The sequence below is a fragment of the Monashia sp. NPDC004114 genome (assembly GCF_053603855.1).
In genome coordinates this window covers 59,780-72,912 of sequence record NZ_JBSGGK010000006.1, presented here as the reverse complement: position 1 = coordinate 72,912, position 13,133 = coordinate 59,780, and the positions used below count along the sequence as shown (strand labels likewise).

Below are 13,133 nucleotides of genomic sequence, written 5' to 3'. Positions count from 1 at the left end.
TCATGTGTCAGCCGAGGTCCAGTGACCTGCCGACGATCTCCTTCATGATCTCGCTGGTGCCGCCATAGATTCGGGTGATCCGGGCGTCGACGAACGCTCGGGTTATGGGGTATTCGAGCATGTAGCCGTAGCCGCCGTGGAGCTGGACGCAGGCGTCGACGACCCGGCCCTGCAGCTCGGTGGCCCACAGCTTGGCCTTGGCCGCGTCGACCGCCGACAGCCGGCCGGCGTTCAGCTCGAGGATGCAGCGGTCGACGTACTGCTGGGTGATCTCCACCTCGGTGACGAGCTCCGCGAGCCGGAACCGGGTGGCCTGCAGGGCCCCGATGGGCTTGCCGAATGCCTTGCGCTCGCGGACGTAGTCCATGGTCCAGCGCAGAGCGGCGCTGGCATGTGCGATGCCGTATGCCGCGATGGAAAGCCGCTCCTGAGGGAGGTTGTGGGTGAGACCGAAGAAACCGGTTCCCTCCTCACCGAGCAGGTTTGCGACGGGGACTCGGGCGTCGAGGAAGGACAGCTCGGCGGTGTCCTGGATGTGCATGCCGACCTTCTCGAGGTTGCGGCCGCGTTCGAAGCCGGGGGTGTCCCGCTCGACGACGATGAGGCTCAGGCCCCGGTGCGGGTGGTCGCTCGTGCGGACCGCGGTGATCACCAGATCGGCGTTGATGCCGTTGGTGATGAAGGTCTTGGCGCCGTTGAGGACGTAGTGGTCGCCGTCGCGCACCGCCCTGGTCCGGATGCCGGAGAGGTCCGATCCGGTCCCGGGCTCGGTCATCGCGATCGCAGTGATCAGCTCGCCGCTGGCCACGCGCGGAAGCCATCGCACCTTCTGCTCGTCGTTGGTGAGCTCCAGCAGGTAGGGCATGCAGACGTCGGCCTGGAGCACCGGCCCGAGCATCGCCGGCCCGACCGCGGCGTTCGTAGCCTCTTCCTGCAGGACCGCGTTGAATCGGAAGTCGTTCACGCCCGCGCCGCCGTACTCCTCGGGAACCGCCGCGAAGGCGCCGAGCTGTGCGGCGCCGGTGAACAGGCTCCGGGGCACGATCCCGGCCCGGTCCCACTCGTCATAGTGGGGCACCACCTGCTTGGCCAAGAACGCGCGCACGCTGCCTCGGTACGCGTCGTGCTCCGAGTCGAAGATGTTGCGTTCCATCGGTGGGCTCAGATCTTGAAGCCGCCGCCGCAGACCAGGGTCTGCGCGCTGACGTAGTCGGACTCGGGGATGCAGAACAGGTAGACCGCCCCGGCCGCCTCGGCCGGGGTGCCACCCCGGCCGAGCGGGATCATGGCTTCCATCGCCTGCAGCAGCTGGGGATTCACCCCGACCTTGATCTCGCGGCCCTTCACGTCGATCGTGCTGTCCTTGTCGGCGGGCGCCTCCGTGAGCCGCGTCTTGATCAGGCCGAACGCGACGGTATTGACGGTGACGTTGTAGCGGCCCCACTCCTTGGCCAGAGTTTTGGTGAGTCCGGTGACGCCGGCCTTGGCGGCGGCGTAGTTGGCCTGCCCGGCGTTGCCGCCGAGTCCGGCGATGGACGAAATGTTGACGACCTTGCGGCAGGGCACCGGCTCGCCGGCAGCCTTGGCCCGCTTGACCGCGTCCGCAATGACGGGTTGGGCGGCGCGCAAGATCCGAAACGGAGCCTTGAGGTGGACGTCGAGGATCGCGTCCCACTGCTCGTCGGTCATCTTCTGGACGACCGAGTCCCAGGTGTAGCCGGCGTTGTTGACGATGATGTCGATGCCGCCGAACGTGTCCACCGCGGTCTGCACGAAGCGCTGCGCGAAGTCCTCGTCCGTGACGCTGCCAGGGCAGGCGACGGCTTGGCCGCCGAGTGCCTCGATCTCGGCGACGGTTTCCTTCGCGGGTGCGTCATCGAGGTCGTTGACCACGACCGCAGCTCCGTCACCGGCGAGCTTGAGCGCGATCTCGCGGCCGATGCCGCGGCCGGATCCGGTGACCAGCGCTACCTTTCCGTCGAGCTTCCCCATGATGTGGTCCTTGTCGTTTCGCGTAGAACGCCGTGGATTTCGCGTGGTACGTAGAGTCGTCGGTCAGTCGAGGGTGACGACGGCGTCACCGACCAGGGTGGTGGTGCCGTCGGCGAGGGTCACCGCGAGCTCCAAGGTTGCCTGCCCGTCGTCGATGGCTACGACCTTGCCGGTGCAGGTGGGCTCGCCGTGGACGGGGGTCATGGCGGCGAACCGCACGGAGTAGGTCTTGATCCGCTCCTGCGGGACCCAACGGGTGAGAAGGCGTCCGAGGTAGGCCATCGACAGCATCCCGTGCGCGAACACGTCGTCGAAGCCTGCGGAGCGAGCCACGTCGAGGTCGATGTGGATCGGGTTGTGGTCGCCGCTGGCGCCCGCGAACAGCGCGAGGGTGGTGCGGGAGATCGGCTCGAGCTCCAGCACTGGGAGCTGCGTGCCGACCGTGATGTCAGCGACGTTCACTGGGCCACCTCCGGGTTGCGTACGACGATCACGGATCGCATCTCGGCGACGGCTTCCCCGGCGCGGGTGATGTTGGTCTGCTTCACGACGAACTCCAGCGCGCCGCCGCGCTTGACGTACACGTCCACGATCGCGTCGGTCAGCGTGAGCACGTCGCCGGCGTACGCCGGCCGGTGGTAGGTAAAGGACTGCTCACCGTGCAGGACGTACCGCAGGTCGACCCCGAGGTGGTCTAGGTAGCCGAATGGGTCAGGTGCCTCCAGCCCCAGGCTGAAGAAGAACGTCGGGGGGACCGGGAGGTCCGGGTGGCCGGCAGCACGGGCTACGGCGACGTCGAGGTGGACGGGATCGGTCTCGCCGATCGCCTTGGCGAAGAAGCGGAGTCGGCCGCGTTCGACCTCGACCACGAGCGGGTCGAACTCGAGCGCCAGAGCCGCGCCGGGATCGATTGCCATCGCTCAGCCCACCTTCTCGTACAGCGTCACGACGGCGGCCCCGCCGAGCCCGATGTTGTGCTGGAGAGCCAGGGAGACGTCCTCGACCTGCCGGTGACCGGCTTCGCCCCTCAGCTGCCACGTGAGCTCGGCGCACTGCGCGAGCCCGGTGGCCCCCAGCGGGTGGCCCTTGGACAGCAGCCCGCCGGAGGGGTTGGTGACGACCCGGCCGCCGTAGGTGTTGTCGCCGTCGGCGATGAACTTCTCGGCGGTGCCCTCGGGTGTGAGGCCCAATGCCTCGTAGCTGAGGAGCTCGTTCGCGGTGAAGCAGTCGTGCAGCTCGACGACCCGGATGTCCTGAGGGTCGACGCCGGCCGCCTCGTAGACCTGTGCCGCCGCGCTCTTGGCCATGTCGTAGCCGACGAGGCGGGGCAGGTCGCCGTCGAAGCTGGACGGGGTGTCGGTGGTCATCGCCTGCGCGGCGATCGCGACCTCGGTGCGCAGCCCATGCCGGCGAGCGAAGTCCTCGCTGGTAACCACGGCGGCCGCGGCGCCGCAGGTTGGCGGGCAGCACTGCAGCCGGGTAAGCGGCCCGAAGATCTGGGGGGAGGCCAGCACCTCCTCGACTGTGACCGGGTCGCGGAACACGGCATACGGGTTGTGCGCCGCATGTCTGCGGGACTTGACCGCGATCTGCGCGAACGTCTCGGGCTTGGTGCCGTACCGGTCGGCGTAGGCCGCGCCGGCGCCACCGAACAGCTGAGCAGCGAACGGTGACTCGCTGTGGCCTTGGGCGCGCTCGGCAACCTCCATGAAGTCCACGAAGGGACTTGGCCGGTCGGCCCATTTCATCGCTAGCGCGCCGCGCTCCATCTGCTCGAAGCCGAACGCGAGGACGCAGTCCGCCGCGCCGCTGGCTACAGCCTGGCGGGCCAACCAGAGCGCTGACGACCCTGTCGAGCAGTTGTTGTTCACGTTGATGACGGGGATGCCGGTCATCCCCACGCCGTACAGCGCCTTCTGACCGCTCGTGGAGTCGCCGTACACGTAGCCGGCATACGCCTGCTGTACGTGCTCCAGCCTCACACCCGCGTCGGCGAGCGCCGCTCGGATCGCCTCACCGGCCATCGCGTCGTAGGGCTGGGTCTTGCTCGGCGTGGCGAAGGGCACCATGCCCACGCCAGCGACCTGTACCTTGGTCATACCTGTCCTCCAGAAGCGAATGTTTCTTCACTTAGCTTTACGCAGATCGTTATCTCACAACAGGATCCGGCGGATCGTGTGATAGAGGCCACACGTCGGGACATTCACAATTTCGCCTGAACCTACATCCAGGTGGGCGAGGAACACGACAGCGCGGCGCCTTCATCGGAGCGGGTTCACCCCTACCGACTCGACGCGGCCACGAACCGCGCGACCAGTTGCTGGGCCTCGGAGCCGCCCAGCCTCTCGGAGATGGTCTGCGCTTCGACCCGGCCTGTCGTCTCGCGGTCGGTCTCCCAGGAACGGCGCAGGAGTGAGCGTGTCTGGCCGAATGCCCGCCATGGTCCCCGTGCCAAGGCTGCCGCGACTTCGTGAGCGCGTGCTTGCGCGTTGTCCACGACTTCGGTGACCAGGCCCCACGCGAGTGCCTGCTCGGCGGCGAGGGGAGCGTCGCTGAGCGCGAACTGGAGGGCGCGTTGCTGGCCGATCGCGCGGGGGAGCAGGTACGAGACGCCGCAGTCTGGGGTCAGGCCGACGCTGGGGTATGCAAAGACGAACTTCGTGTCGGCCGCGGAGACGATGTAGTCGCAGCTGAGCATCAGCGCGAGTCCGGCACCGGCGACGGCGCCGTGCACCGCGGCGACGACCGGCTTGTCGAGGTCGGCGAGCGCGCGGGCGGCCGCGTCGGCCTCGAGCGCGAGTGTCTCGACGCAGTGGATGGGTTCAGCGGCGGCCGCCATGGCGGCAAGGTCCCCGCCGGCGCAGAAGCGTTTTCCCGCTCCGGTCAGGAGGACGGCGTATGCCGCCTCGGCGTGGCCCGCGCTTTCCACCGCTTCGCGCAGCGCACGGGCCGTGGTGAGGTCGACCGCGTTCGCGGCCTCGGGACGGTTGAGCTCCACGTGGGCGACACCGTCGCCGGTAATGCGGTACGTGACAGGGTCGGTCATATCAGAACCACGCTTCTCATCTACCCCATGCGCCGGTGCCGAAGGTCTCGCGGACTGCGTCCCCATCCTCGTCGAGCACGGGTGCGTACGGCGCCGCGGCCGCAGGTGTCGCACTGAACTTCAGTGGCTGCCCGGCCACCGTGACGCCGGTCGGCCTGCCGTCACGGTCCTGCATCTCGACGAGCATGTTGCGGCGTGCGACGTGTTCGTCGGTCATGATGTCGGCGATCGTGCTCACTGGCCCGATCGGCACGGTCCCGCCCAGCTCCGCGACGATCGTCGTGCGATCCCGCTGGGTTGTCCAGGCCTCGAGGTGACCGCGGAGCTCGTCACGGTTCGCCACCCTGGCGACGTTGGTTGCGAAACGAGGGTCGTCGACCAGGTCGTCCAGGCCGAGCGCCGCACAGAGCTGGCGCCAACGCGGCTGCGTCGGGGCCGCGATGCTGACCCATCCGTCCCGAGCGCGCAGGACGTCGAACGGGCACAGCAAGGGGTGTTTGTTGCCCTCGGGACCTGGCACCTCTCCGGTCATGGAGTGCTGGTAGACGAGCCGCTCGCACAGTGACAGCACGGCGTCGTACATCGCGACGTCGACATGCTGTCCCTGCCCGGTCGCGCGGGCCGCGAGCACCCCGCTGACGATCCCGAGGCTGAGCATGAGCCCTGGGAAGATGTCCGCTACCCCGGGCCCCATCTTGATGGGAGTGCCGTCCTCGGTCCCGGTGATGCTCATGGGGCCGGCCATCGCCTGGATGACGACGTCCATCGCCGGCCAGTTGGCGTACGGGCTGTCGCCGAACGCTGGGTCGCCGAATCCACGGAGGGTTGCGTAGACGAGTGCTGGGTTGCGCTCCCTCAGATGTTCGTAGCTCAGCCCGAGGCGCTCCATCACCCCGGCGCTGAAGTTCTCGACCAGAACGTCGGCTTCGGAGGTCAGGTTGAGCAGGATGTCGACATCGGCGGCGCGCTTGAGGTCGAGCACCACGCTCCGCTTGCCCCTGTTGATCGACTGGAAGTACCCGCTTGGCAGCTGCGGCGCGTCGGCCACGAAGGGTCCAACCGCGCGGGAGAGGTCGCCGTGCGTGGACTCGATCTTGAGGACATCAGCACCCAGGTCAGCCAGCATCATGGTGCAGTAGGGCCCGGCCAGGGCATGAGTGAGGTCGACCACGCGCAGGCCGGCCAGCGGCCCTTGCCCGTTCATAGCGCGACCGTCACGCACTTGAGCTGCGTGTAGTGGTGCAACGCCTCGACGCCCTTCTCCCGCCCGTATCCGCTCTCCTTGTAACCGCCGAACGGTGTCTCGATGGCGGCCGCGAGCCAGGTGTTGACGTAGACCTGCCCGGCTTCGAGGGCGTCGCTGACGCGGAGAGCCCGGGAGATGTCCCGCGTCCAGACTCCGGCGGCGAGGCCGTATGCCGAGTCGTTCGCGATCGAGATGGCGGCCTCCTCGTCCTCGAACGGGATCACCGACAGGACCGGTCCGAAGATCTCCTCGCGCGCGATCCGCATGGAGTTGTCGACGCTGGTGAAGACCGTCACGGGAGCGTGCCCGGGTCTGCCATCTCCAGCACCGACACCTCCGGTTGCGGCGACGGCGCCTTCGTCGGCCCCGATGCTCAGGTAGTCGGCCACTTTCTGCTGTTGGGCAGGGGTCGTGAGGGGCCCGAAGGCACGGGTCGGGTCGGCGATGCGGGCCTCGACGACGGCAACGATTCGCTCGACCAGCGCGTCGTGGATGTCGGCCTGCACCAGCAGGCGCGTGCCTGCGCTGCACACCTGCCCGGTGTTCAGGGTGAAGGACGTGACCGTCGTCTCGGCAGCTGCATCGAGGTCGGCATCGGCGAAGACGATGTTGGCCGACTTGCCGCCGAGCTCAAGAGTGAGCGGCAGGATCCGGTCAGCCGCGATCCGCCCGATCGCACGGCCCGCCCGGGGCGAGCCGGTGAAGGCGAGCTTGCGCACTCGCCCATCACGGACGAGCGCCTCGCCCGCCTCGTCACCGGTCCCGGTCACCACGTTCAGCACGCCCGCCGGGAAGCCGACCTCGGCACTGAGCCGGGCCAGCTCCAGCGCGGTCGCTGAGGTGAACTCTGACGGCTTGATGACGACCGTGTTGCCCACCGCGAGCGCTGGCGCCGCTGCTCGAGCGACCTGGTTCAGGGGCGCGTTCCAGGGGGTGATGATGCCGATGACGCCGAACGGCTCGCGCCGGGTGAAGCAGTGGTGTCCCGGCCCGAGGTCGATCGTCTCGCCGTGCACTGCGTTGACGAGCCCGCCGTAGAACTCGAAGTAGGCGGCTGCACCGGCGATCTCCATGGGGGACTGCCATCTGGGCTTGCCGGTCTCACGGCTCTCCAGCTCTGCGAGGCGACCGCTGTGCTCGGTGACGGCCCGACTGAGTGCCATGAGCAGGCGGCCACGTTCGATGGGGCGCATGCGACGCCACGCGGATGCCGCTGCGGCCGCCGCGTCGACCGCCCGTACCACGTCTCGCTCGTCGCTCCGGGCGATGTGGGTCACCAGCGATCCGTCGGCAGGGTCGGTCGAGGCGATGGTCGCGCCTCCGGCTGCCGGGATGTCGCGTCCGTCGATCCAGTTTCCGTAGGTCATGCGAGGAGCTCCTTACCCTCGATCACGCCGATGCAGGGGCCGTGAAGGACGTCGTGCGCCGCATTCCGAGGCGGCGGCCCTTCTCCGCCATGACCATCGCGAGCTTGCGACTCGCCTCGTCGATCATCTCGTCACCGAGCATCGCGGCGCCCAGCGAGCCGCCGGCCGGAGAGGTGTAGAAGGCGTAGGCATCCAGGATCAGCTCGGCCTTGTCGTAGTCGCTTTGGGGTGGCGAGAAGACCGTGTTCGCCGCCTGGACCTGGCCTGGGTGCAGCACCCACTTGCCGTCGTACCCGAAGCCGGCGGCGCGGGCTGCGGCGGCGGCGTATCCCTCGACGTCTTTGATCAGTGCGTAGGGACCGTCGATCGCCTGAAGGCCGTACTTACGTGCGGTGACAGCGATCTGCAGGAGTACGCCGTCGAACGGGTCGAAGCCGCCGGCTCCGGGGGACGCGATGGTCAGGGCGGGGAACTGCATGGCGGCCATGAAGTCGCCGGGACCGAAGATGAGTGTCTCGGTGCGGGGCGTCGCTGAAGCGATCGCGTCGATCTGCGACAGTCCCGATGGGCCCTCGATCTGTGCTTCGATGCCGATGCTGTTCGGTGCAAGGCCCTCGGATGACTCGAGCTGGTCGAGCGTGATGCTGAGCCACTGGATGTGGGCCACCTCTTCGACCTTGGGCAGCATGATGCAGTCGAGGTTCGACCCGGCGCCTCGCACCACTGCGGCGACGTCGTCGAAGGCCCATGGCGTGGTGCAGTCGTTGACTCGAACGACTCGGGTCTTGCCGCTCCAGTCGCCGTGGTTCAGGGCCTGCACGATGTTCCGGCGCGCGTCGACCTTCGCGTCAGGTGCGACGGAGTCCTCGAGGTCCAGAAAGACTTCGTCTGCTTCCAGGCCCTGGGCCTTGGACAGCATCTTCGGGCTGCTTCCGGGCACGGCCAGGCAGGACCGGCGCGGGCGGTACGTGCGTTTCATGAGACGGTGCTTTCTTCGGTCTGGTTTGGACGGAGACGGTGAGGTCGACGGGGCGCGCGGCGCAGCAGGCGCACGGTACGGTCGACCCGGCATACGACCTCCCCACGCTGGTTGAGGCCCGTATGCCGGAACGTGACGTCGTCGCTGCTCGAGTCGGCTCCGGGTGCAACGGCGATGACCACGCTGTGGGCGGCAATCGTGTCGCCGGCGACGACCGGCCTGGCGAAGCTGATCCCGGTGAGTCCGATCTCGGCGACGAGGCGCTCGGTCGTGTCCTCCTGCGCGATCCCGACGACCAGCGACAGCGTCTGGCCGCCGAAGTTGATGCGCTCACCGAACGGGGTGTTGGCCATGAGGTGGTCGCTGAAGTGCCCGGGGGCGGAGTTCATGACCAGCGGTGTCAGCAGCGCGAGGTCGATCTCGCCCACAGTCTTCGACCGTGTATGCCGGAAGGCGAAGCCGACGGGGTAGTCCTCTGCGTACCCGTCGACGGGGTCGATGACCTCGTCGAGCGGACCCTTGCGGACCTGGTTGCTGCGTCGGTAGCGGATCACCTCGGCGCCGGCCTGGTTGCGGCCTATGGTTTCCCAGGTCACGATGCCGATCTCGGGTCGCGAGGTGGACTCGCGAGCCTCGATGACGGTGCTCTGTGCCTGAAGGGTGTCGCCCGGGAAGACAGGGGCTCCGAACAGCACGTCGTCCCCGCCGAGGAAGGGCCCGCCGATCTCGCTGAGATCCTCCACGCTTAGCCCGAAGACAATGCTGAAGACCAGCATGGGGTTGATCTGCTCACCGGGAAGTCCGCGTTCCTGTGCCTCGGTCCGGTCGAGGTAGCGACGTCCGAAGCCGAGCGTGGCCGTCGTGAACAGTGCGTTGTCGGACTCAAGTACGGTGCGGCGCCATCGGTGAAGGAACACGCGGCCGGGCACGTGCTCCTCGAAGGTGTGACCGCGCCTCATCACGGGCCCCGTGTTGTCCGCCGATCCGGCTTGCTGCGTCGCGGTCATGACGACTTCCCCAGCAGCCGGTCCGAGATGAGCTGTAGCTGGATCTCGGAAGTGCCCTCGAAGATGCGGGTGAGCCGTGCGTCGCGCCAGTACCGCTCGGCGGCGAACTCGCTGGTGTAGCCGGCCCCTCCGTGGATCTGGAGTCCCTCGCTGCAGACTCGTTCGGCCATCTCGCTGGCGTGGTACTTCACCATCGAGGCTTCCAGGTCGGCGCGGCCGCCGTTGTCGATCGTGGTGCATACGTGGTACATCAGCTGCCGGCTGGCCTCGATCTGTGTTGCCATGTCGGCGAGCTTGAAGCGGATGGCCTGGTTGGCGGCGATCGGGCGTCCGAACTGGTGCCGGACCTGCGCGTAGGCCAGGGCGTCCTCCAGCGCGCCGCGGGCCAGGCCGATGCTTCGCGCCGCCGTGTGTGCGCGAGCCACGTCGAGCTTGGTCATGGCGGCGTAGAAGCCGCGGCCCTCCTCGCCGATCAGGGCATCGGCCGGCAGCCGTAGCCCGTCGAAGGCAAGCTCCCAGGTCTTCCAGCCGCGGTACCCGATCTTGCGCATCGGCGTGCCCGTCATGCCGGCCGGGAAGGATCCGCGTTCCTTGTCCACACGGAACGCGCTGATGCCGACGTGTCTGCGCTCGGGATCGACCTCGCGGGTGCGTGCGAACAACACCAGGAAGTCTGCCTGGTCGGCGTAGGTGCACCACATCTTGTTTCCGGTGATGACCCACTCGTCACCATCGCGTCGCGCCCGGGTGGAGATGTTGGCGACGTCCGAGCCGGCCTCGGCCTCCGAGAGGGCGAACGCGCACAGATACTCGCCGGCGGCCACCCGGGGCAGCAGCTCGCGCTGCTGCGCCGGGGTGAAACCGTCGATGAGGCCGTTGCCGCGGGCCATCAGGCTGGCCACGCTCATCCAGCCGCGGGCGAGCTCCTCGGCGACCAGACAGTATTCGAACACGCCGAGCCCCAGGCCCCCGTACTCCTCCGGCACCAGGATGGAGAAGAAACCAAGCCCGGCCATCTTGTCCCGCAGCTCCGCCGGGATCTGACCGTCGATGGGGTCCAGCTCGTTGGCGACGGGCAGCACCTCGCGGCGGGTGAACTCCCGTGCCAGGTGCTGGAGTTCGAGCCGTTCGGGGGTGAGGTAGTGGGCGGTCATCGGGGATCCAGGGCCGCGGCCTCCTGCAGCACGGGCAGGATGATCTGCTTGAACGCCTCCGGGTGCTCCGACATCGGGAAGTGGCCGAGCCCGGGCATCGGGACGAAGTGTGATCCGGCGACCTCGTTGGCAAGCGCCTCGCCTGCCATCGGCGGAGCGGACCAGTCGTACTCCCCGCTGAGCACCCACACCCCGAGCTTCGAGGTATCGATCGTCTTGGCGGTATCGGTCAGGTCATGCTCGACCATGTAGTACTCGAGGTCGCCCTTGAAGACCGGCGGCGCGCCCTGGCTGTAGACCCAGACGGTCTCGCGGACGTACTTCTCCGGGCTGGACGGCGAGCACAGCGTGTGCATCAGGGCCGGCTTGGTGTCGTTGCTGATCTCCGGGTGGTAGAGCCACGGCAGGATGCGCTCCATGCCGTGCGAGTGCAGCGCCGCCTCGATGCCGATGACCGCGCGGTAGCGGTGCGGATGGCTGAGCGCAAGATCCGCCGCAAGGTGGCCACCCATCGAGCAGCCGACGTACACCGGCTGCTCGATGTCCAGGGCGTCAAGGAGCGCGAGGTGGAAAGCCAGGAGGAAGTCCTGGGTCAACGAGTACTCCCGGGCCCACCACTCCACGCCGACCGGCGGCAGGGACTTGCCGTGGTAGGGCAGATCCGGCGCGATCAGCTGGAACTGTCCGGTGACGTCCGGGTCCTCCAAGAGGTGTCGCCACTGTCGGTTGTCGCACCCCGCGGTGTGCTGGAGCACGACAGGCGTTCCACTGCCTGCGGTCTCGACGTAGACCCGGTACTCGTCGCCTTCCACGGTCAGATACACGTAGCGGCCGGCGATATCGGCGAACCTGCTCATGCCGCCACCGCCTTGGTCACCAGAGCCGAGAGCACTTCGCGGGTCCGCCGGATGGCTGGGTAGTAGGCCATGATCTGCCGCATGTCGCCCTCGATCCGGAAACCGTGGTAGAGCATCGCGGCGTAGTAGTCCTGGTAGAAGGGCGGAGGCGTCGCTGCCAGCAGGTTCGCCCACTGCTCGTCGGTCCCTGCGAGCTGGAAGTCCCAGGTGTCGAACGGCGTCGCGAGCGAGTCCACGCTCGTCACCACGCCGTCACGCAGCGTGACCAGAAGGCTCTGCGAGTCGGTCGTCAGCCGGAACTGGGTCGTCCAGTAGCGAGCCTGGAGCGCAAACTCCGGGTCGCCGTTAAGCGCCTCGCGGAGGCCATCCACGGGGATCTTCATCATTGAGTCCTTCCGTCATGTGTTCCACATAGCGGCACACGTTCCACTATGATGAACACATGGTGATCCGAATGAGGCAGGCGTGTCAACGGTCATCTTGGGATCCGCCGCTGGCGCAGGGGCGGATCGGCCGTACCATGCCCGCGTGTGGGGCGTTATCGGCCGCGAGACGAGGGGTGCGACATGGCTGACTCGATGAGCAGCCTGACCCGAGGTCTGCACGTGCTCGAGATCGTGGCGGCCGAGCAGCCGATCGGCGTCTCCCGCCTTGCGCGCATCATGGAAGCGCCCAAGTCGACGATCCATCGAACGATCAAAAGCCTCGTACACGAAGGCTGGCTCGAACCGTCCTGGGAGAGTCCTGTCGAGTGGGTGCTGGCACCAAAAGTCCGCGCCGTCGGACATCAGGCACGCGGTAAGCCAAGCCTGTTGCAGGCCGCCCTTCCCGTCCTCAACTGGCTCGGCGAGGAGACGCAGGAGACCATCCACTTCGGCGTGCCGCGAGCGGACCGGGAGGTCGTCCTGCTCGAACGTGTGGACTCGCCGCGGGCGGTGCGCACCTACATCGACATCGGGACGGCCATCCCGCTGCACGCTTCGTCGGCAGGCAAGGCCGTCATGGCTACCTGGACCGGGGATCGTGTGCGCGCCTACCTCGATCGCGGCCTGGCCCAGATCACGAACACCACGATCACCGAGCCGCGCGCCTTCCTCGAGGAACTGGAACGCGTTCGCGCGACTGGATACGCCACGAACTACGCCGAAAACCGCGGCGAGGTCTTCGCGGTCGGCGCGGTGGCCGCTGCGTCCCCCGATGGCGTGGCAGCTGCTGCGGTCGCGATCTCGATGCCCGACTCGCGCTACGACGCCGATCGCGTCGGCGAATGGGGTGGCCTGCTCCTGGATGCCCGTCGGCGGATCGAGTCGGCTCTGAACCGTGCCCCAGGGCCCGGCTGACAGTCGGGGACGCTCACCCGAACGTCGGCTCAGCATCACCTGACCGGGACATGGTTGAGAAGCTCACCTCCGCGGCACCCGTAGTGCACGACGTGACAGCCTGGGCCGATGTACAAGACACGCGAGTGACCGTCGTAAACGCCAT

The 13,133-nt window shown here is 67.8% G+C and carries 14 protein-coding genes; 1 reads left to right on the top strand and 13 read right to left on the bottom strand.

Going from position 1 to position 13,133, the window contains the following annotated elements; translation table 11 throughout:
• Positions 1–7: 7 nt before the first annotated feature.
• From ACWEOW_RS09810 to ACWEOW_RS09750, 13 genes are all read right to left on the bottom strand, one after another.
• Positions 8–1,153 carry an acyl-CoA dehydrogenase family protein gene (locus ACWEOW_RS09810; protein WP_452269002.1) on the bottom strand — a complete coding sequence of 382 codons (1,146 nt, stop codon included), beginning with the start codon at positions 1,151–1,153 and terminating at the stop codon, positions 8–10.
• Between the two features lie 8 nt (positions 1,154–1,161).
• A complete protein-coding gene (locus ACWEOW_RS09805) occupies positions 1,162–1,992 on the bottom strand; it encodes an SDR family NAD(P)-dependent oxidoreductase (RefSeq protein ID WP_452269001.1) in 831 nt (276 codons plus the stop codon).
• A gap of 63 nt (positions 1,993–2,055) precedes the next feature.
• Positions 2,056–2,454, bottom strand: a complete 399-nt coding sequence (locus tag ACWEOW_RS09800) for a MaoC/PaaZ C-terminal domain-containing protein (protein WP_452269000.1) — start codon at positions 2,452–2,454, stop codon at positions 2,056–2,058.
• On the bottom strand, positions 2,451–2,909 hold the full coding sequence (locus ACWEOW_RS09795) for a MaoC family dehydratase N-terminal domain-containing protein (protein ID WP_452268999.1): 459 nt from the start codon (positions 2,907–2,909) through the stop codon (positions 2,451–2,453). The genes ACWEOW_RS09800 and ACWEOW_RS09795 overlap by 4 nt, the downstream gene beginning before the upstream one ends.
• Positions 2,910–2,912: 3 nt before the next feature.
• Complete coding sequence (locus ACWEOW_RS09790; protein WP_452268998.1) at positions 2,913–4,091, bottom strand: lipid-transfer protein; 1,179 nt, start codon at positions 4,089–4,091, stop codon at positions 2,913–2,915.
• A gap of 182 nt (positions 4,092–4,273) precedes the next feature.
• Positions 4,274–5,038, bottom strand: coding sequence for an enoyl-CoA hydratase/isomerase family protein (locus ACWEOW_RS09785; protein ID WP_452268997.1), 765 nt, complete (start codon positions 5,036–5,038; stop codon positions 4,274–4,276).
• A 16-nt stretch (positions 5,039–5,054) separates the two neighbouring features.
• On the bottom strand, positions 5,055–6,242 hold the full coding sequence (locus ACWEOW_RS09780) for a CaiB/BaiF CoA transferase family protein (protein ID WP_452268996.1): 1,188 nt from the start codon (positions 6,240–6,242) through the stop codon (positions 5,055–5,057).
• Positions 6,239–7,651: an aldehyde dehydrogenase family protein gene (locus ACWEOW_RS09775; protein WP_452268995.1), complete on the bottom strand. Its 1,413-nt coding sequence runs from the start codon at positions 7,649–7,651 to the stop codon at positions 6,239–6,241. Before ACWEOW_RS09775 ends, ACWEOW_RS09780 begins: the two co-directional genes overlap by 4 nt.
• 22 nt (positions 7,652–7,673) lie before the next feature.
• Positions 7,674–8,630 (bottom strand): HpcH/HpaI aldolase/citrate lyase family protein, encoded by a 957-nt coding sequence (locus ACWEOW_RS09770; RefSeq protein WP_452268994.1) that lies wholly within the window; start codon positions 8,628–8,630, stop codon positions 7,674–7,676.
• Positions 8,627–9,637 (bottom strand): MaoC family dehydratase, encoded by a 1,011-nt coding sequence (locus ACWEOW_RS09765; protein WP_452268993.1) that lies wholly within the window; start codon positions 9,635–9,637, stop codon positions 8,627–8,629. The genes ACWEOW_RS09770 and ACWEOW_RS09765 overlap by 4 nt, the downstream gene beginning before the upstream one ends.
• Positions 9,634–10,791 carry an acyl-CoA dehydrogenase family protein gene (locus tag ACWEOW_RS09760; protein ID WP_452268992.1) on the bottom strand — a complete coding sequence of 386 codons (1,158 nt, stop codon included), beginning with the start codon at positions 10,789–10,791 and terminating at the stop codon, positions 9,634–9,636. Before ACWEOW_RS09760 ends, ACWEOW_RS09765 begins: the two co-directional genes overlap by 4 nt.
• The gene (locus tag ACWEOW_RS09755) at positions 10,788–11,648 is read right to left on the bottom strand and encodes an alpha/beta fold hydrolase (protein ID WP_452268991.1); all 861 of its coding nucleotides are present in this window, start codon (positions 11,646–11,648) and stop codon (positions 10,788–10,790) included. Before ACWEOW_RS09755 ends, ACWEOW_RS09760 begins: the two co-directional genes overlap by 4 nt.
• Complete coding sequence (locus ACWEOW_RS09750) at positions 11,645–12,031, bottom strand: hypothetical protein (RefSeq protein ID WP_452268990.1); 387 nt, start codon at positions 12,029–12,031, stop codon at positions 11,645–11,647. Before ACWEOW_RS09750 ends, ACWEOW_RS09755 begins: the two co-directional genes overlap by 4 nt.
• Positions 12,032–12,214: 183 nt before the next feature.
• Here ACWEOW_RS09750 and ACWEOW_RS09745 point away from each other — a divergent pair, with 183 nt between their 5' ends.
• Positions 12,215–12,988 carry an IclR family transcriptional regulator gene (locus tag ACWEOW_RS09745; RefSeq protein WP_452268989.1) on the top strand — a complete coding sequence of 258 codons (774 nt, stop codon included), beginning with the start codon at positions 12,215–12,217 and terminating at the stop codon, positions 12,986–12,988.
• Positions 12,989–13,133 lie beyond the last annotated feature (145 nt).